This is a genomic window from Stutzerimonas stutzeri (assembly GCF_024448935.1).
Lineage (GTDB): Bacteria > Pseudomonadota > Gammaproteobacteria > Pseudomonadales > Pseudomonadaceae > Stutzerimonas > Stutzerimonas stutzeri_AO.
In genome coordinates this window covers 19920-36388 of record NZ_JAMOIE010000005.1, presented here as the reverse complement: position 1 = coordinate 36388, position 16469 = coordinate 19920, and the positions used below count along the sequence as shown (strand labels likewise).

General features: G+C 61.9%; 16 protein-coding genes and 1 pseudogene. 13 read left to right on the top strand and 4 right to left on the bottom strand.

Features of this window, described 5'->3' with window-relative positions:
- Window positions 1-7 precede the first annotated feature (7 nt).
- Together NA637_RS02490 and NA637_RS02485 are read left to right on the top strand one after the other, a co-directional pair.
- Window positions 8-1030, top strand: coding sequence for an amidohydrolase family protein (locus NA637_RS02490; protein WP_256070945.1), 1023 nt, complete (start codon window positions 8-10; stop codon window positions 1028-1030).
- Window positions 1031-1055: 25 nt separating this feature from the next.
- A pseudogene (locus NA637_RS02485) lies at window positions 1056-1464 on the top strand (serine/threonine transporter SstT); the annotation flags it as partial.
- On the opposite strand, the gene fabB reads toward NA637_RS02485, so the two are convergent.
- Both fabB and fabA read right to left on the bottom strand, forming a co-directional pair.
- Window positions 1446-2663 (bottom strand): beta-ketoacyl-ACP synthase I, encoded by a 1218-nt coding sequence (gene fabB, locus NA637_RS02480; RefSeq protein WP_256070876.1) that lies wholly within the window; start codon window positions 2661-2663, stop codon window positions 1446-1448. The pseudogene NA637_RS02485 and the gene fabB overlap by 19 nt on opposite strands.
- A gap of 11 nt (window positions 2664-2674) precedes the next feature.
- Complete coding sequence (gene fabA, locus NA637_RS02475) at window positions 2675-3190, bottom strand: 3-hydroxyacyl-[acyl-carrier-protein] dehydratase FabA (RefSeq protein ID WP_256070874.1); 516 nt, start codon at window positions 3188-3190, stop codon at window positions 2675-2677.
- A 423-nt stretch (window positions 3191-3613) separates the two neighbouring features.
- On the opposite strand from fabA, the gene NA637_RS02470 reads away from it, so the two are divergent.
- The 8 genes from NA637_RS02470 (at window position 3614) to NA637_RS02435 (ending at window position 9909) form a co-directional block, all read left to right on the top strand.
- Window positions 3614-4636: an NAD(P)H-dependent glycerol-3-phosphate dehydrogenase gene (locus NA637_RS02470; RefSeq protein ID WP_256070872.1), complete on the top strand. Its 1023-nt coding sequence runs from the start codon at window positions 3614-3616 to the stop codon at window positions 4634-4636.
- A 19-nt stretch (window positions 4637-4655) separates the two neighbouring features.
- On the top strand, window positions 4656-4994 hold the full coding sequence (locus NA637_RS02465) for a DUF4389 domain-containing protein (RefSeq protein ID WP_256070870.1): 339 nt from the start codon (window positions 4656-4658) through the stop codon (window positions 4992-4994).
- Window positions 4991-5449, top strand: a complete 459-nt coding sequence (sixA, locus tag NA637_RS02460; protein ID WP_256070869.1) for a phosphohistidine phosphatase SixA — start codon at window positions 4991-4993, stop codon at window positions 5447-5449. The genes NA637_RS02465 and sixA overlap by 4 nt, the downstream gene beginning before the upstream one ends.
- A 78-nt stretch (window positions 5450-5527) precedes the next feature.
- Window positions 5528-5983 carry a hotdog fold thioesterase gene (locus tag NA637_RS02455; RefSeq protein WP_256070868.1) on the top strand — a complete coding sequence of 152 codons (456 nt, stop codon included), beginning with the start codon at window positions 5528-5530 and terminating at the stop codon, window positions 5981-5983.
- A 107-nt stretch (window positions 5984-6090) separates the two neighbouring features.
- On the top strand, window positions 6091-6897 hold the full coding sequence (locus NA637_RS02450) for an alpha/beta fold hydrolase (protein ID WP_256070867.1): 807 nt from the start codon (window positions 6091-6093) through the stop codon (window positions 6895-6897).
- Window positions 6894-7751, top strand: a complete 858-nt coding sequence (locus tag NA637_RS02445; RefSeq protein WP_256070866.1) for an alpha/beta hydrolase — start codon at window positions 6894-6896, stop codon at window positions 7749-7751. Before NA637_RS02450 ends, NA637_RS02445 begins: the two co-directional genes overlap by 4 nt.
- 178 nt (window positions 7752-7929) lie before the next feature.
- Window positions 7930-8733: a DUF4892 domain-containing protein gene (locus tag NA637_RS02440; protein WP_256070865.1), complete on the top strand. Its 804-nt coding sequence runs from the start codon at window positions 7930-7932 to the stop codon at window positions 8731-8733.
- 81 nt (window positions 8734-8814) lie between these two features.
- Window positions 8815-9909, top strand: a complete 1095-nt coding sequence (locus NA637_RS02435; protein WP_256070863.1) for an AI-2E family transporter — start codon at window positions 8815-8817, stop codon at window positions 9907-9909.
- A gap of 29 nt (window positions 9910-9938) precedes the next feature.
- Here NA637_RS02435 and NA637_RS02430 read toward each other — a convergent pair whose 3' ends face one another.
- Entirely contained in the window at window positions 9939-10925 is a 987-nt protein-coding gene (locus NA637_RS02430) for a patatin-like phospholipase family protein (RefSeq protein ID WP_256070862.1), read from the bottom strand.
- A 194-nt stretch (window positions 10926-11119) separates the two neighbouring features.
- Here NA637_RS02430 and selD point away from each other — a divergent pair, with 194 nt between their 5' ends.
- From selD to NA637_RS02415, 3 genes are read left to right on the top strand one after another with little or no spacing between them, the layout of a single operon-like run.
- A complete protein-coding gene (gene selD, locus NA637_RS02425) occupies window positions 11120-12154 on the top strand; it encodes a selenide, water dikinase SelD (RefSeq protein WP_256070861.1) in 1035 nt (344 codons plus the stop codon).
- Complete coding sequence (gene mnmH, locus NA637_RS02420) at window positions 12154-13260, top strand: tRNA 2-selenouridine(34) synthase MnmH (RefSeq protein WP_256070860.1); 1107 nt, start codon at window positions 12154-12156, stop codon at window positions 13258-13260. The genes selD and mnmH overlap by 1 nt, the downstream gene beginning before the upstream one ends.
- A 27-nt stretch (window positions 13261-13287) precedes the next feature.
- Entirely contained in the window at window positions 13288-13566 is a 279-nt protein-coding gene (locus NA637_RS02415) for a hypothetical protein (RefSeq protein ID WP_256070859.1), read from the top strand.
- A gap of 148 nt (window positions 13567-13714) precedes the next feature.
- Here the strand turns inward: NA637_RS02415 and NA637_RS02410 are convergent, their stop codons facing one another.
- Window positions 13715-16405, bottom strand: coding sequence for a cation-transporting P-type ATPase (locus NA637_RS02410; RefSeq protein ID WP_256070858.1), 2691 nt, complete (start codon window positions 16403-16405; stop codon window positions 13715-13717).
- Window positions 16406-16469: the final 64 nt, after the last annotated feature.

Sequence of the window (16469 nt, the reverse complement as noted above, 5' to 3'; positions counted from 1 at the left end):
GCTCAACATACGAGGCTGTCTCGCCGCGTTTTGCCTGGTTGTCTCGGCCGCACCGGTACAGGCACGGGACTACCACTACAGCGACGCCCATCTGCACTTCGTCGACTTTTTTCAGGAAAGCGATGGCATGGACCAGCTGCTTAAGGCCATGGACAAGGGCGATATCGATCACCTGATGATCAGCGGTATACCGGTCGCCAAGAAATGGCACGAGAATGAGCCCAAACGCCCTCGCTACTACGCGGGCGATGACGCGGCCGTCTACTGGTACAGTGCGACCGACGTGGTGGTCGCTGCGGCGCTCAAGGAGTTAGACGAAGAGCAGCGCAAGCGCTTCCATCCGTTCCTCTCGGGCTTCAATCCCAACGACAAGAATGCCGATGCGCATATCCGTCGAATGCTCGATATGGATCCGGGTCTGTGGCAGGGACTGGGTGAGATCTTCACTCGGCATGATGATGTGACGGCTCTGACTCAGGGCGATACGCCCCGTGCCAACAACGAAGCGTTGACGCGGGTCTACCACCTGGCAGCCGAGTTCGATCTGCCGGTCATGCTGCACTCGAACATTACCTCCAAGCGCGAGCGCAATCCGCTCTATCTCGCTGAACTGGAAGAGCCGCTGCGTAACCACCCGCATACACGCTTTATCTGGGCGCATGCTGGTACCAGCAAGGAGCTGCATCGTCACCAGAAGAAGCTCGACTTCCTGTTATCTACCGTCAAACGCCTGCTCGATGACTACCCAAATCTATACGTTGATTTGTCATGGACCATGCTTCGGCCTTATCTGCTGGACAGTACAGGCGCACCCGATCCCGACTGGGTGGCCTTGGTCGAGCGGCATCCTACCCGCTTCATGATTGGTTCCGATGTGGTGGGTCGCTTCGAAGGTTTGGGAGAGGCGATGCACACATTTGATCCTTTCCTCGATGCGTTGCCGGAGGCCGTGGCACGCAAGGTAGCGCGTGACAATTTTCTCGCTGTACTTCCGCGTAAGCGGCAGGCGGAGGTGCGCTATACGAAGTAGCGTCAGATGGCTGTTGGATGGCCCCATAGCCGCTCGTCCGCCGTCTATTCGAGCGTATAACCGTATCGGTCTTGTCACGCCTGTGGTCGGCCTTGTTGCCGGCTGTCGTCTGGCCTGGCTGTGGCCGAGGCTGCAGCGTCAGTCAGCTTGCCAGGAAGTCTGTTCGTCGCAGGGTTGAAGGCGGTTGCGCCGGTACGGCTGCTCGTTCTGGTCACTGCGTCGCTGGCCAATCACAAGCGCGGACGACGCACATTCGTCCGATTCTGGTGCTCTATGCGTTGGGCACGATCCGTGCGACAGCCGTTATCGCCAGCTTCCTGTTTCCGACCAGCCTGACATTGGTCAGCGACAAACGTCCACAAACGACAACGGCGCCTGGAGGCGCCGTTGTCATTTACCTGCTGAGCTGTGCTGATCAGCCTTTCCAGCGATTGAGAACCAGCGTTGCGTTGGTGCCGCCGAAGCCAAAGCTGTTGCTCATGACGGTATCGATCTTGGCGTCTTCACGGGTTTTGCGAACGATCGGCATGTCAGCGACTTCTGCATCGAGCTCTTCGATGTTGGCGGAGCCGGCAATGAAGTTGCCCTGCATCATCAGCATGCAGTAGATCGCTTCGTGGACGCCTGCGGCACCCAGCGAGTGGCCGGACAGGCTCTTGGTTGAGCTGATGGTCGGGATCTTGTCGCCGAACATGTTGCGCACGGCCTTGATCTCGGCCACATCGCCCACCGGCGTCGAGGTGCCGTGAGTGTTGAGGTAGTCGATGGTGGTGTCTACGGTGGACATCGCCTGCTGCATGCAGCGCAGCGCGCCTTCACCGCTGGGTGCGACCATGTCATAGCCATCGGAGGTAGCGCCGTAGCCGACGATTTCCGCGTAGATCTTGGCGCCGCGCTTGAGCGCATGCTCCAGCTCTTCGACCACGACCATGCCGCCACCGCCGGCAATGACGAAACCATCACGCTTGGCATCGTAGGCGCGGGAGGCTTTTTCCGGGGTCTCGTTGTACTGGCTGGAGAGGGCGCCCATGGCGTCGAACAGGCAGCTCTGGCTCCAGTGCTCTTCCTCTCCGCCGCCGGCAAAGACGACGTCCTGCTTGCCCATCTGGATCTGTTCCATGGCATGGCCGATGCAGTGCGCGCTGGTGGCGCAGGCCGAGGCGATGGAGTAGTTGATGCCCTTGATGCGGAAAGGCGTCGCCAGGCAAGCGGAAACCGTGCTGCTCATGGTGCGCGGTACGCGGTATGGTCCGATGCGCTTGACGCCCTTTTCGCGAAGGATGTCGATAGCTTCCATCTGATTGATGGTAGAGGCGCCACCGGATCCCGCAATGAGGCCGATGCGCGGGTTGGAAATATCCTCAGCGCTGAGGCCGGAGTCTTGCAGGGCCTGTTGCATCGCCAGATAGGCGTAAGCCGCCGCATCGCCCATGAAGCGCAGAACCTTGCGGTCGATCAGTTCTTCCAGGTTCAGATCAACCGAGCCTGAGACCTGGCTACGCAGGCCCATATCGGCATAGGCCTGATTGAAGCGAATACCGGGGCGACTGGCCCGCAGGTTGGCGGAAACGGTGTCTTTGTCATTGCCGAGGCAGGAAACGATACCCAGGCCGGTGATTACGACGCGACGCATGCGAAAGTCCTTCAGAAGCTATCAGTAGATGTAAACAGGCCGACACGCAAACCTTCGGCACTGTAAATCTCGCGACCGTCCACGCTGACGGTGCCATCGGCGATACCGAGGATCAGAGAGCGGCTGATGGTGCGTTTGATATGGATGTTATAGGTCACCTTCTTGGCGGTCGGCAGGACCTGACCGTAGAATTTGACCTCGCCAGAACCCAGCGCACGGCCACGGCCCGGGTTGCCCAGCCAGCCCAGATAGAAACCGACCAGTTGCCACATGGCATCGAGGCCCAGGCAGCCAGGCATGACCGGGTCACCTTCGAAGTGGCAGGCAAAGAACCAGAGATCAGGGTTGATATCCAGCTCTGCAACCAGCTCGCCCTTGCCGTACTTGCCGCCGACTTCGCTGATATGAACGATGCGGTCGACCATAAGCATGTTCGGCGCGGGCAGCTGCGCATTACCGGGGCCGAACAGCTCGCCGCGGCTGCAACGGAGCAGATCTTCCCGAGTAAAGGCCTGTTGTTTGGTCATGCGTATTCCTCAATGGTCCCTTTATGGAGGGCTTGCTGCGTTCATCCGACTCGAAATAGCGAGTCCGGTCATAAGACTAGTCATAGACTGCCGCCTTGCGCTAAAAGTCACAGCACAGGGGGCATGAGTACCGCTCGTTTCGACCCACCACGAGACGGCCATGGCAGAAACGGGCCGATACTTTAACACTCCTGACCCGCGACAACGACCATGTGACGTTCTGCCTCTTATAGACCATTGGGGAATGCCTCCCCTGGGGGCTGACAACACACGCCTGGATACGGGGTCGTTCGCCATCGCTCGGCGCGACCGGAAATTGTAATCGAATGATTCCTCAGACATCAGGACTGGGTTTGCACTGGTTGCGTGCGGAGCGCCACGTATTATGCTGACCCTTGCACTCGGTGCCTAAACGGATCCCCCATGACTGAACAGCAACCCATAGCGGTGCTTGGCGGCGGCAGCTTCGGAACCGCTATCGCAAACCTGCTTGCCGAAAACGGCCACCGCGTCCGATGGTGGATGCGCGATGCCGAGCAGGCCGAGAGCATTCGCACGTACCGCCAGAATCCGCGCTACCTGAAAGGTGTGACGCTGCTGCCAGGCGTCAGCCCTGTCACCGATCTTGGGCAGACGCTGGCTGATTGTCAGCTGGTCTTCGTAGCATTGCCTTCCAGCGCCTTGCGCCAGGCACTGTCACCTTTCGCTGATCAGCTATCGGGGAAGCTGTTGGTCAGCACCACGAAAGGCATCGAGGCCCAAGGCTTCATGCTGATGAGCCAGATCCTGGAAGAAATCGCGCCACAGGCCCGAATCGGCGTGATTTCAGGACCCAACCTGGCGCGAGAAGTAGCCGAGCACGCGCTGACCGCGACGGTTGTCGCCAGCGACGATGAGGCGCTTTGCCGTTGCGTGCAGCAGGCGCTGCATGGGCGGACCTTTCGTGTCTACGCCAGTTCCGACCGGTTTGGCGTCGAGCTTGGCGGAGCATTGAAAAACGTTTACGCGATCATGGCTGGTATGGCCGCGGCCCTCGGCATGGGCGAAAACACCCGCAGTATGCTGATCACGCGCGCCCTGGCTGAAATGACTCGCTTTGCTGCTAGGCTCGGCGCAAATCCGATGACGTTCCTCGGGCTGGCCGGAGTGGGAGACCTGATCGTCACATGCACCTCGACGAAGAGTCGCAACTTTCAGGTGGGCCATGCTCTTGGTGAGGGGTTGAGTCTCGATGAGGCGGTGTCGCGGCTGGGTGAAGTGGCCGAAGGCGTCAATACCATCAAGGTATTGAAGACCAAGGCAGAGGAGCTGCAGGTCTACATGCCACTGGTCGCGGGTCTGCATGCCATTGTGTTTGAGGGGCGTACGCTGGATCAGGTGATTGCGCTGCTGATGCGCGGTGAACCGAAGACCGACGTGGATTTCATCTCCATCGACGGTTTCTGACACGACAACGGAGCTACCAATGAACACATCACAACGCAGCGTGGAGCGCGAGTCGCTGATCCTGCGCGCACTCTGGATGCTGATTTTCTTTTTTGTCTGGCAGCTGGCCGAGCTGGCGCTGCTGGTTGTAGTGGTAGCGCAGTTGGTGCTGCAGGCGGTAAATGGCAAGGCCAATGACAGCTTGCTGGAACTGGGTGACAGCCTCAGCCAGTACGTGGCGCAGATAGGCCGTTTCGGCACGTTCAATACCGATCGCAAGCCTTGGCCGATGTCCGATTGGCCAAAACCGCGTCCGGCCGATAGGGAAACGCTGCCTTCAGTCCAGGCGGCCCCGCCAAAACAGGAGCCGCAGCCATGATGTTGTGGCTGTTGCGCCACGGCGAAGCCGAGCCCCGCAATCGGACCGATGCCGAGCGTAATCTCACCGCTGCGGGCCGCATCGAAGTGGAGGGCGCCGCCGCGCATCTACAAGGACAACCGCTGCAGGCCATTCTGGCGAGTCCCTATCAGCGAGCCCAACAGACCGCTGAGATCGTGCGGCAGGCCGTCGGTTTTAGCGGGCCGGTGGAAACCGTACCCTGGTTGACGCCGGAATCTGATCCGGCCGATGCGCAGCTCTACCTCGATCGTCGTAGCGAACGGCATTTATTGCTGGTCAGCCATCAGCCTTTTGTCGGTGTGTTCGGCGGTTGGCTGGTCAGTGGTCAGCGTGACGCGCCCATTCCGATGGCAACCGCCAGCCTGGCCGAGTTGGAAGGGGAGCATGTTGCGGCGGGGTTGATGCGCCTGGTTGCGCTGCGGCATCCCGTCTGACTGCAATTGGCTACTCGCTATGCTGCGCTAGCAACTGCAAGTGACTTGCAGCAGATAAAACAAGAACAGGAGCGATACGTGAGCATTTGGCAGCGACCAGCGAGCCTCGAACAACTCAACGCCAACCGTCAGAACACCATTGTCGAGCTGCTCGATATTCGTTTCGAAGCAGTCGAAGAGGACTGCCTCACGGCCAGCATGGTCGTGGATTCCCGTACTCATCAGCCTTATGGGTTGCTGCACGGCGGTGCTTCGGTGGTGCTCGCCGAGACCGTTGGGTCCACGGCCAGCTACCAATGTATCGACCCGAGCCGATTTTATTGTGTCGGCCTCGAAGTGAACGCCAACCATGTCCGCGCGGTACGCAGCGGTCGTGTCACCGCGGTTTGTCGTCCGGTTCATCTGGGACGTTCCAGCCACGTCTGGGACATACGGCTGCACGGGGATGACGGCAAACTGACCTGCATCTCGCGTTTGACTGTTGCGGTCGTGCCGATTGGCGAAAACAGTCCGCAGCCTGTGCAAGCGTCTTAGGCGCTCTGTTTGGCAGGACTGCCTTTGCTTCTGCCGCTTCGGCCGATTGCCGTTAAGGGAAGGGGCGCCCGACAATGGCCGTCGTCTCCATCCAGCGCCTATAACTCATGACGCAACGCATTTTTTTCGCTCACGCCAACGGTTTTCCATCTGCCACCTATCGCAAGCTGTTTGAAGACCTGATGCCCGAGTACACAGTCACCCACCTCGATCAGCACGGTCATGACCCGCGCTTCCCGGTCGATGACAACTGGCAGAACCTGGTGCAGGAGCTGATTGAACAGCTAGCGGCGTTGCAGGAGCCGGTCTGGGGAGTCGGGCATTCGCTTGGTGGAATGCTGCACTATCACGCCGCCTTGCAACGCCCGGAGCTTTATCGCGGGGTGGTCATGCTCGATTCGCCTATGCCGACCTGGCTGGATCAGACCTTGATCTGGGCGGGTAAACGCTTTGGCTTCATTGATCGCCTGACGCCCGCGGGGCGTACCCGCGGTCGTCGCGAGCAGTTCAGTTGCGTCGACGAAGCGCGGCGTTACTTCGCCAGCAAAGCACTGTTTCGCGCTTTCGATCCTGCCTGCCTGGATGCGTACGTCGAGCATGGGCTCGAGCCGACTGCTCAGGGGGTGCGTTTGCGCTTCGACCCGGAGACTGAAATTCGTATCTATCGCAGCGTGCCGCATGTGACGCCCGGCTGGCCCCATGCGCTGAAAATGCCGCTGGCTGTGGTGCGGGGACGTGAAAGCCGAGTAGTGCTGCCCCATCATCTTTATCTGCTCCGGCTGGTTGCCCGCGGCGAGGCCCATACCTTGCCCGGCGGGCATATGTTTCCGCTCGAGCGACCGCATGAAACCGCGGTCCTGCTCAGGCAGCTGTTCGGTCGCTGGGCCGAACTGGACAGGCGGGGTGCCGCATGAGGGTCACGTTCGAAGAGATCCGCCTGAGCCTGCCACATATCGAGGTTGCGGCTCACCTGTACGGTCCGGAAGACGGTCAGCCGGTCATTGCCTTGCACGGCTGGCTGGACAATGCGGCCACCTTTTCGCGTCTGGCGCCGTTGCTTGAGGGCGTCCGGATCGTTGCGCTAGACCTGCCGGGGCACGGTCATTCCGATCATCGACCGCTCGGGGCGGCGTACAACATCTGGGACTACGCGCACGACGTCTTGCAGACGGCCGAACAGTTTGGCTGGAAGCGGTTCTCCTTGCTGGGGCACTCGATGGGCGCCATCGTGTCGGTGTTGCTGGCCGGTGCCATGCCTGATCGGGTCGAGCGACTGGCCCTGATCGACGGGGTGATCCCCTATACCGGCGAAGCCGAAACGGCGCCGCAGAAGCTTGGGGAATCGCTGCAAAAGTTGCTTGTCGTCGACAACAAGCGAAAGCCGGTCTACGCCAGCTTCGAGCAGGCTGTCGCGGCGCGCATGAAAGGCGTGGGGGCGGTCAGCCACGAGGCGGCCGAGCGGCTCGCGCAGCGAGGATTGATGCCGGTTCCCGGTGGCTATACCTGGCGCACTGATGCGCGTTTGATGCTGCCGTCGTCGATGCGCCTGACTCGTGCCCACGCGTTGGCATTCGTGCATGGCGTGGCCTGCCCGGCGAGCCTGGTGCTGGCGGAGCAAGGTTTGCTGACCCAGCCGGCCAGGCTCGAACTGATCCAGGCCTTGCCATTCGTGCTGCATCGATTGCCCGGCGGCCATCACCTGCACCTGGATGATCAAGTCGGGGCCGAAGCGGTGGCGGCAGTTTTCAACCCGTTCTTCGCAGGGTGAATCGAGCCAGGACGGGATTACGCAAGAATCTGTCGCAAAGCCCCGCTTGACTTGCATTTGCCAACTGGTGAGGCTGGGCTATCGCCTCAGCAGGGAACACCGCAATGATCAACCTCCATACCACAGCCACCTCCAAGGGTCAGACCCTGCCGTCGGTGGTGACCCATTGAGGAGTCGTATGCGAGTTAGATGGATAACGGCGCTGATCTTGGCTATCAGTACCACTGCTGCGGCGGATCTTCCGGGCAGCAGAGATTTCGACGTGCTTCCGCGCTACCCGCAATCTGAAATCGTGGGCTTCAAAGAGCGGGACGTGCTGGACCGAACCTATCCGCTGGATTCGATACGGCGTATCAGCGGGCGGCTGCGAATGAGCGACCAGATCACCGCCAGCGGCCACCTGACGGCGGTTACCTATCTGCTGCCCGATGTCCATACCGGCATCGAAGCATTCGAGCGGGGACGACATCGTCTGTTGAACGAGGGCGCTGAACTGCTCTTCTGGTGTGAGGGGCGTGAGTGCGGATCGAGCAGTCTATGGGCTAACGAGGTGTTTCATCGCTCGACGCTGTATGGCCCAGAGGCGAGGCAGGCCTATCTGCTGGCGCGCCTGCCAGGCGATTCGGATCGGCTGATGGCGCTATACGGTGTCACCCGTGGCAACGGTCGTCCTTATCTGCATGTGGAGCAGTTCGAGCCTGATCAGTCGCTCGGTATCATCCTGCCGAATCCGGGCACCCTGTTGCGTCAGTTGAAAAGCACTGGCGAACTCTGGCTGCCTCGATTGCCGCAAGAGCCCACGGCGGAGTGGGGCGCGCTGCTGGCCAATGTCCTGCGGCTCGACAGCACGATACGGGTCTCGCTGAAAGGCAAAGGCGCCGCGGCTTGGTACGAGGCGCTTACCCAGGAGCGGATCAATGCGCGGCGCATGGAAGCGGAGACCTCCGACGAGGATGGGCTGCGTATGACGCTGTTGCGTTGAGCGTATGTTGCAGACTGCGAAGGCCACTGCTTCCGGTGCACTTTGCTCCAAAGTGCACCGCCTTCTTCCATAGGTAACACCATGCTTAACAACGATCGTCTGCTGGTGCAGATTCTGCTCCTGGTGCTGCTCGGTGCCTGTGTGTGGGTGCTGGCCCCGTTTGCCTCGGCGCTGTTCTGGGCGGCGGTGCTCGCATTCGCCAGCTGGCCGATCATGCGCCTGCTGACCCGTTGGATGAGGGGCAATTCCACGCTTGCCGCGACCCTCTTGACCGGCGGTTGGATGGTACTGGTGGCGGTGCCGCTGGTCTGGCTGGGATTCAACATCGCCGACCAGATTCGCGAGTTCAACGTGCTGGTGCACAACCTGCAAGTGCAGGGGCTGCCAGCACCGCCGGCGTGGCTCGCTGAGCTGCCACTGATCGGCGACAACCTGTTGAATGTGTGGAACACACTGGACGAGCAAGGCACGGCCTTCTTCGCGACGATCCGGCCCTATGTCGGTCAGGTCGGCAACTGGTTGCTGGTGCGCAGCGCGCGCGTAGGCGGGGGGATGCTGGAACTCGCGCTCAGCCTGGTACTGGTGTTCTTTTTCTATCGCGACGGGCCGAAACTGGCCGCGTTCGTCCATAGCCTGCTGCACCGATTGATCGGCGATCGCGCTGATCATTACCTGGAGCTGGTGGCTGGGACAGTTCAGCGTGTCGTCAACGGTGTGATCGGCACTGCTGCTGCCCAGGCTATTCTGGCGTACGTCGGCCTCAGCATTGCAGGCGTACCCGGGGCACTGTTCCTCGGTCTGCTGACGTTCGCTTTCAGTTTCCTGATGGTCCCACCCTTGGTCTGGGGGCCTGCCACGCTCTGGCTCGCCTGGCAGGGGCAGTACGGCATGGCGATATTTTTGGGCATCTGGGGAATGTTCATCATCAGTGGGGTGGACAACGTGCTGAAACCCTACCTGATCAGCCGCGGAGGCAACCTGCCATTGGTGGTGGTGCTGCTTGGCGTGTTTGGTGGCGTGCTGGCGTTCGGTTTCATGGGGCTGTTCCTCGGCCCGACGCTGCTGGCAGTTGCCTACAGCCTGCTGAAAGACTGGCTGGTCAAGGAAGTGCCAGGGGTCGTCACGCCAGCAAAACTACCGGGCAAACAATCCAACGATGCAGCAGTCCGCGACTAGCCGGCTGTTGCGGATTGCAGGCTCCCTGTTCAGAGCTGCTCGCGCTCGTACTTGTCAAGCGCGTCGCTGGCAATTATCTGCCCCAGCTTGATCAGTTCGGGTGCTTTGTAAAACTCGTAGAAACGGCAGGCGCGCTTGGGAATATTGACCAGCACGTTGGGTGGGTAACCGGCGATCTTGTATTGCGTCAGTGAGGATTGCATCACTTCGAAGCTCTGGTTGATGAGTTCCAGCAAGGATGCCGGGCCGCCCACGTCGATCACCATCGAACCCTCGGCCGACTTCGGCGCGCTTTGCCCAGACGGGGCGGCCGGTGGCTGATTCGCGCCAGGCCCATCGGCAGCAGTGAGTTCGGCCATATGCTCTTCAAGCCCCTTGCTGCGCCAGAACGGAACGTACGAGCTGATCGAGCTGACCATGGCATCGAAGCGTCCTGGTCGGGCCACTTCCGGAAGCGGGTATTGCCGATGGTTATTGGCGTTGAGATTGACGGCGATGATGATGTCGCTGTGGCTCGAGACCACCGGCACGATTGGTAGTGGGTTGAGTATCCCGCCGTCGACCAGCATTCGGTTGCCTTGCATGACCGGCGTGAACAGGCTTGGGATGGCTGCTGATGCACGCATGGCCAGTTCCAGGTTGCCCTCCTGGAACCAGATCTCCTGCTGGTTCGTCAGATCGGTCGCAACGGCGGTGAAAGGAATCGGCAGATCCTCGATGTTGACCGATCCGAGCATCTCTCGGATCCGCCCGAAGATCTTCTCGCCGCGTATCGCCCCGAGGCTGAAGCTCGGGTCGACCAATCGCAGCATGTCGAAGTAGTCCAGGCTTTCGATCCATTCGCGGTACTCTTCCAACTTGCCGGCTGCGTAAATACCGCCTACGACTGCGCCCATCGAACAACCTGCGACGCAGGTGATCTCGTAGCCCCGGGTTTCGAGTTCTTCGATCACGCCGATGTGCGCATAACCACGCGCGCCTCCCGAACCCAATACCAGTGCGACCTTGTTGCCCATATGATTCTCCCTTTGGCATGGGGCTCTAGCTTCGAGCAGCAAGCTGCAAGCTGCAAGCTAAAGCGAGGAGCTTCAAGCTAAAGCCGAGGAGCCGGCCGTTTCATTGCAACCCTATCGGCCATGGCGCAGCGATGCGGTAACCAGCCTTGCTACAATCGTCGCCCGTTTTTGCCAGCATCACGAGACCTTTCCCGATGAGCGAACCCATCCGCCTCACCCAATACAGCCATGGTGCCGGCTGCGGCTGCAAGATTTCACCCAAGGTGCTGGACGTGATCCTCGCCGGTAGCGGGGCACAGAATCTCGATCCGCGTTTGTGGGTCGGGAATGCCTCGCGTGATGATGCTGCGGTGTATGGCATCGACGAAGAGCGCGGGGTTGTATCGACTACTGATTTCTTCATGCCGATCGTCGATGATCCTTTCGATTTCGGCCGCATCGCCGCGACCAATGCCATCAGTGATATCTACGCCATGGGCGGGGACCCGCTGATGGCGATCGCCATCCTTGGCTGGCCCGTGAATGTGCTGCCGCCGGAACTGGCCCGCGAAGTCATCGCGGGCGGTCGCGCCGTGTGTGAAGCCGCAGGCATTCCGCTGGCGGGCGGGCATTCAATCGACGCGCCCGAGCCGATCTTCGGCCTAGCGGTCACCGGCCTGGTCAACAAGCGCCAGATGAAGCGCAACGACACCGCGACCGTCGGCTGCAAGCTGTACCTGACCAAGCCGCTGGGCATCGGCATCCTCACCACCGCCGAGAAGAAGGCCTGCCTGCGCGCCGAGGACGTGGGGCTGGCCCGCGACTGGATGTGCACGCTCAACACGCCCGGTAGTCGTTTCGGCAAGCTGGAAGGCGTGCACGCAATGACCGATGTCACCGGTTTCGGCCTGCTCGGCCATTTGGTGGAAATGGCCGATGGCAGCGCTGTGACCGCGCGCATTGATTACGCCTGCGTGCCGCGTCTGGACGGCGTCGGGTACTACCTCGAACAAGGCTGCGTGCCCGGTGGCACCGGCCGTAACTTCGACAGTTATGGCGACCGCATCGCGGCCATTGACGAGGCGCAGAAACAGCTGCTTTGCGACCCGCAAACCAGTGGCGGATTGCTGGTTGCGGTCGCGCCGGAAGGCGAGGCGGAGTTCCTCGCGGTCGCCGCCGAACTCGGCCTGACACTCGAGCCAATCGGCGAAGTGATCGAAGCCGGCGCCTATGCCGTTGAGGTGCGTTGATGCGCGGTGATACCGATAATTTAGCTGAGCTGTTCCTTAACGATGTGCCGATGATGGATGCGCGAGCGCCCGTGGAATTCGCCAAAGGCGCATTCCCCGGCGTGGTCAACCTGCCGCTGATGAACGATCTCGAGCGGCAGAAGGTCGGCACCTGTTACAAGCAGCATGGGCAACAAGCGGCGATCGAACTGGGCCACCGGCTGATGAGTGGTCAAGTCAAGACCGACCGAATTCAGGCTTGGGCCGACTTCGCGCGCAACCACCCTCAGGGCTACATCTACTGTTTCCGCGGCGGGTTGCGTTCACAGCTGGTGCAGCAGTGGCTCAAAACCGAGGCGGGGATCGACTATCCGCGCGTGACCGGTGGCTATAAGGCGATGCGGCACTTTTTGCTTGAAACCATTGAGCATGCCGCCGCGCATGACAATTTCGTGCTGGTCGGCGGTATGACCGGGACGGGTAAAACCGAGGTGCTGGCACGCCTTGACGACGGAGTCGATCTGGAAGGCATTGCCAATCATCGTGGTTCAAGCTTCGGCAAGCGCGCCACTCCGCAGCCGGTGCAAATCGATTTCGAGAACACCCTGGCGATTCGTTTGTTGAAGATGCAGAAGGCTGGTGCACGGCAGTTCGTTTTGGAGGATGAAGCGCGGCTGGTCGGTCGTTGTTCGATTCCGCTGCCCTTGTTTCAGGGGATGCAGCACTATCCGCTGGTCTGGCTCGAAGACAGTTTCGATGGACGGGTGGACCGCATCCTCAAGGATTATGTGATCGACCTCTGTGCAGAGTTCACCGTCGAGTACGGCGCGGAAGGATTCACTGCATTTGCCGAGCGCTTGCAGCAAAGTCTGGTCAATATCAGCAAACGGCTTGGCGGCGAACGCTATACACGGTTGGCGGCAATCATGAATCAGGCACTTGCCGAACAGGCGAGTACCGGCTCGGTTGATCTCCACCGCGAGTGGATCGAGACGTTGTTAAGGCAGTACTACGATCCGATGTACGGCTATCAGCGTGAAAGCAAGGCCGCCCGGATCGAATTCGCAGGTGAACAGGACGCGGTCGTGGAATTCTTGCGCGAGCGCGCCGCGGGTCAACAAGACTGAGCAGGTCTCGAAAAAAAGGATGTATCGATGAAGAACATTATCTGTCTATCGCTGTTGGCACTTGCCCTTACCGGTTGCGCCGCCAAGACGGCCTATCGAGACAGCTGCGCATCTCAGCTGAACGCCGCCTGGGAAGAGCAGAGCCTGGCCGAGGCGGAAGGGTTCGCCGGCACCGTGAGCTATTCCAAGGCGATGGCACTGCTGGCCGGTGCCAAGACCCAGCAACAATTCGAGGCTTACCAGGGTTGCATGGAGAAGGCCAAGAAAGCGCGTTTCTACCTTCGCGAGTCGCGGGCCGGGCGCTGAAGTCGCGGCTGTTCCGGGTGGTGCTGCTTAGCCCTTGGCCTGCGATCGCCACGAGGGCGTGCCTCCCGCGGGGTTCGGTGTGCATCCGCTGCTTTTACGGGAGGCCCGACCTCGGGGCCGAGCTTTTCAAGCTTGAAGCTTCGGGCTCTCACAGCGACCAGCCGGCCAGCCGGCGCACCCACTTCTCCAGTTCGACCACCACCAGCAACATGGCGCCGGCCAGCAGGCAGAGGCCCCAGGCTGCCAGGTCCAGCGTTTCGGTCGCGAATAGCCGCTGCAGCGGCTCCCATTGAGTGAAGGCCAACTGCAGCGCCGTCAGCAATGCCACCATGCCCCAGACCATCGGGTTGTCTCGCAGGCCGAAGCGCGCCGGTGCGTTGATCTGCCGGCTGCTGAACAGATAGGCGATTTCGCAGGCCACCAGCGCGTTCACCGCCAGTGTGCGGCTGGCGTCCAGGCTCCAGCCCAGCTGTTGCGCGTAGATGAAGACGCCCATGCAGGCCGCGGTCATCAGGATGGCCACCAGCACCACCCGCCACAGCAATTGCATGCTCAACAGCGGGGCTCTCGGGTCACGCGGCGGTCGCTGCATCAGGCCCGCCTCGCCCGGCTCGAAGGCAAGGGCTAGCGCCAGGGTGACCGCGGTGATCATGTTCACCCAGAGGATCTGCAGCGGGGTGATCGGCAGGGTCAGGCCGAACGCGATGGCCACCAGCAGGACCAGGGCTTCGCCGCCGTTGGTGGGCAGGATGAAGAGGATCGACTTCTTCAGGTTGTCGTAGACCGTGCGGCCTTCCTCCACCGCGTGGGCGATGGTGGCGAAGTTGTCGTCGGCCAGCACCATCTGCGCCGCTTCCTTGGCCACCTCGGTACCCTTGATGCCCATCGCCACGCCGATGTCGGCGCGCTTGAGCGCAGGCGCGTCGTTGACGCCATCGCCGGTCATGGCCACGCGTGCGCCGCAGGCCTGCAGGCGCTCCACCAGGCGCAGCTTGTGCGCCGGGCTGGTACGGGCGAACACCGTGGTATCGGCCAGGCGCGCATCGAGCTGTGCGTCGCCGAGATGATCCAGTTCGGCCCCGGTGAGCGGCGCCTGGCTTCCCAGGCCGAGCCGGACCGCGATGGCCGCGGCGGTGGCGGCATGGTCGCCGGTGATCATCTTCACCGCGATGCCGGCCTGATGGCACTCGGCGATCGCTTCGATGGCTTCCTCGCGTGGCGGGTCGAGCATGCCGACCAGGCCCAGCAGCACGAAATCGCCCTCGAGGTCTTCGTAGTTCAGTTCGTGCCGTGGCACGCCGAGGGGACGCAGCGCCAGCCCGAGCATGCGCAACCCCTGGCTGGCGCCATCGGCCAGGACCTTGTGCCAATAGCCCGGGATCAGCGGCTCGGCACAGCCGGCGACCAACTGCCGGTTGCACACTGCCAGCAACCGTTCCGGGGCGCCGACCAGATAGATGAGCCCATGGCCGGCGTGGTCGTGGTGCAGGCTGGCCATGCAGCGGCGTTCGGAACTGAACGGGATGCCATCGACGCGTGGAGCATGCGCATGCTCATGCTCGGCCTGCAGGCCGAGCTTGCCGGCAAGGGTGAGCAGGGCGGCTTCGGTCGGGTCGCCGGTGATGCTCCAGCCGTCGCCGTCGCTCAGCAGGCTGGCGCTGTTGCAGAGCAGGCCGGCGCGGGCCAGCGCCTGGAGGTCGGTCGCCTCGTCGAGCATGCACAGTTGGCCGTCATCGCAGCGGATACTGCCCTGCGGGGCATAGCCGACGCCGTCGACCTGGTAGCGGTGGGCGGCGGTGAACACCTGCTGGACCGTCATTTCGTTGCGGGTCAGGGTGCCGGTCTTGTCGGAACAGATCACCGTGACCGCGCCGAGGCTCTCCACCGCCGGCAGGTGGCGGATGATCGCCCGGCGTCGCGCCATCCGCTGCACGCCCAGGGCGAGGGTAATGGTCAGCACCGCGGGCAATCCTTCGGGAATGGCCGCGACGGCCAGGCCGACCGCCGCCAGCAGCATGTCGTCGGACGAGTAGTCGCGCAGGGTGACGCCGAAGACATAGGTGCCCAGAGCCAGCGCGAGGATGACGAAGGTCAGCACTTTGGCGAAGCGCGTCATATCGGCGAGCAGCGGCGTCTGCAGGCTGACGACTTCGCCGAGCATATGGCTGATCCGGCCCAGCTCGGTCTGGCCGGCCGTGGCCACGACCACGCCGCAGCCGCTGCCGGCGCTGACCAGGGTGCCGGAGTAGGCCATGCTGTGTCGGTCGCCGAGGCTGGCATCGCTCGGTACCGGTTCGACCTGCTTGTCGCTGGGCAGCGATTCACCGGTCAGCGTCGCCTCTTCGATGCGCAGGTCGCGGCATTCCAGCAGGCGTAGGTCGGCGGGCACCCGGTCGCCGGCTTCCAGCAACACCATGTCGCCCGGCACCAGTCGTTCGGCCGCCACCGTGGTGGTCCGCCCGGCGCGGCGCACCTTGCTGTCGAGCGTCAGCATCTTCTGGATGGCGCGCATGGCTTGCTCCGCCTTGCCTTCCTGGACGAACCCGACGATCGCGTTGATCACCACGACGGCGAAGATCACGGCGCTGTCGAGCCATTCGCCGAGGGCAAGGGTGACCACGGCCGACAGAATCAATACGTAGATCAGCAGGTTATGAAACTGCAGCACGAAGCGCTTGAGCGGGCCGTTGCCGCGGCGTTGCGGCAGGCGATTGGGGCCGAAGACTTGCAGGCGCCGCTGCGCTTCCTCCGTATCCAGGCCGCTGGGCGAGACGTCCAGGTGCTGCAGGGTCTGGTCGGCGGGTTGCGCATGCCAGGTGTGTGGCGCGGGCGTGGACATTGGAGCCTCCTGGCAACTCTGGAGAGGTCAAGCCTAAGCCGTCGAGCGGAGCAGGACATAGCGC

What these genes read in the sequence shown, in the direction of transcription:
- NA637_RS02415 (WP_256070859.1), top strand. Translation starts at nt 13,288, where the DNA reads ATGAAGAACATTATCTGTCTATCGCTGTTGGCACTTGCCCTTACCGGT.
- selD (WP_256070861.1), top strand. Translation starts at nt 11,120, where the DNA reads ATGAGCGAACCCATCCGCCTCACCCAATACAGCCATGGTGCCGGCTGC.
- sixA (WP_256070869.1), top strand. Translation starts at nt 4,991, where the DNA reads ATGATGTTGTGGCTGTTGCGCCACGGCGAAGCCGAGCCCCGCAATCGG.
- NA637_RS02465 (WP_256070870.1), top strand. Translation starts at nt 4,656, where the DNA reads ATGAACACATCACAACGCAGCGTGGAGCGCGAGTCGCTGATCCTGCGC.
- fabB (WP_256070876.1), bottom strand. Translation starts at nt 2,663, where the DNA reads ATGCGTCGCGTCGTAATCACCGGCCTGGGTATCGTTTCCTGCCTCGGC.
- NA637_RS02440 (WP_256070865.1), top strand. Translation starts at nt 7,930, where the DNA reads ATGCGAGTTAGATGGATAACGGCGCTGATCTTGGCTATCAGTACCACT.
- NA637_RS02430 (WP_256070862.1), bottom strand. Translation starts at nt 10,925, where the DNA reads ATGGGCAACAAGGTCGCACTGGTATTGGGTTCGGGAGGCGCGCGTGGT.
- NA637_RS02470 (WP_256070872.1), top strand. Translation starts at nt 3,614, where the DNA reads ATGACTGAACAGCAACCCATAGCGGTGCTTGGCGGCGGCAGCTTCGGA.
- fabA (WP_256070874.1), bottom strand. Translation starts at nt 3,190, where the DNA reads ATGACCAAACAACAGGCCTTTACTCGGGAAGATCTGCTCCGTTGCAGC.
- NA637_RS02435 (WP_256070863.1), top strand. Translation starts at nt 8,815, where the DNA reads ATGCTTAACAACGATCGTCTGCTGGTGCAGATTCTGCTCCTGGTGCTG.
- NA637_RS02445 (WP_256070866.1), top strand. Translation starts at nt 6,894, where the DNA reads ATGAGGGTCACGTTCGAAGAGATCCGCCTGAGCCTGCCACATATCGAG.
- mnmH (WP_256070860.1), top strand. Translation starts at nt 12,154, where the DNA reads ATGCGCGGTGATACCGATAATTTAGCTGAGCTGTTCCTTAACGATGTG.
- NA637_RS02450 (WP_256070867.1), top strand. Translation starts at nt 6,091, where the DNA reads ATGACGCAACGCATTTTTTTCGCTCACGCCAACGGTTTTCCATCTGCC.
- NA637_RS02410 (WP_256070858.1), bottom strand. Translation starts at nt 16,405, where the DNA reads ATGTCCACGCCCGCGCCACACACCTGGCATGCGCAACCCGCCGACCAG.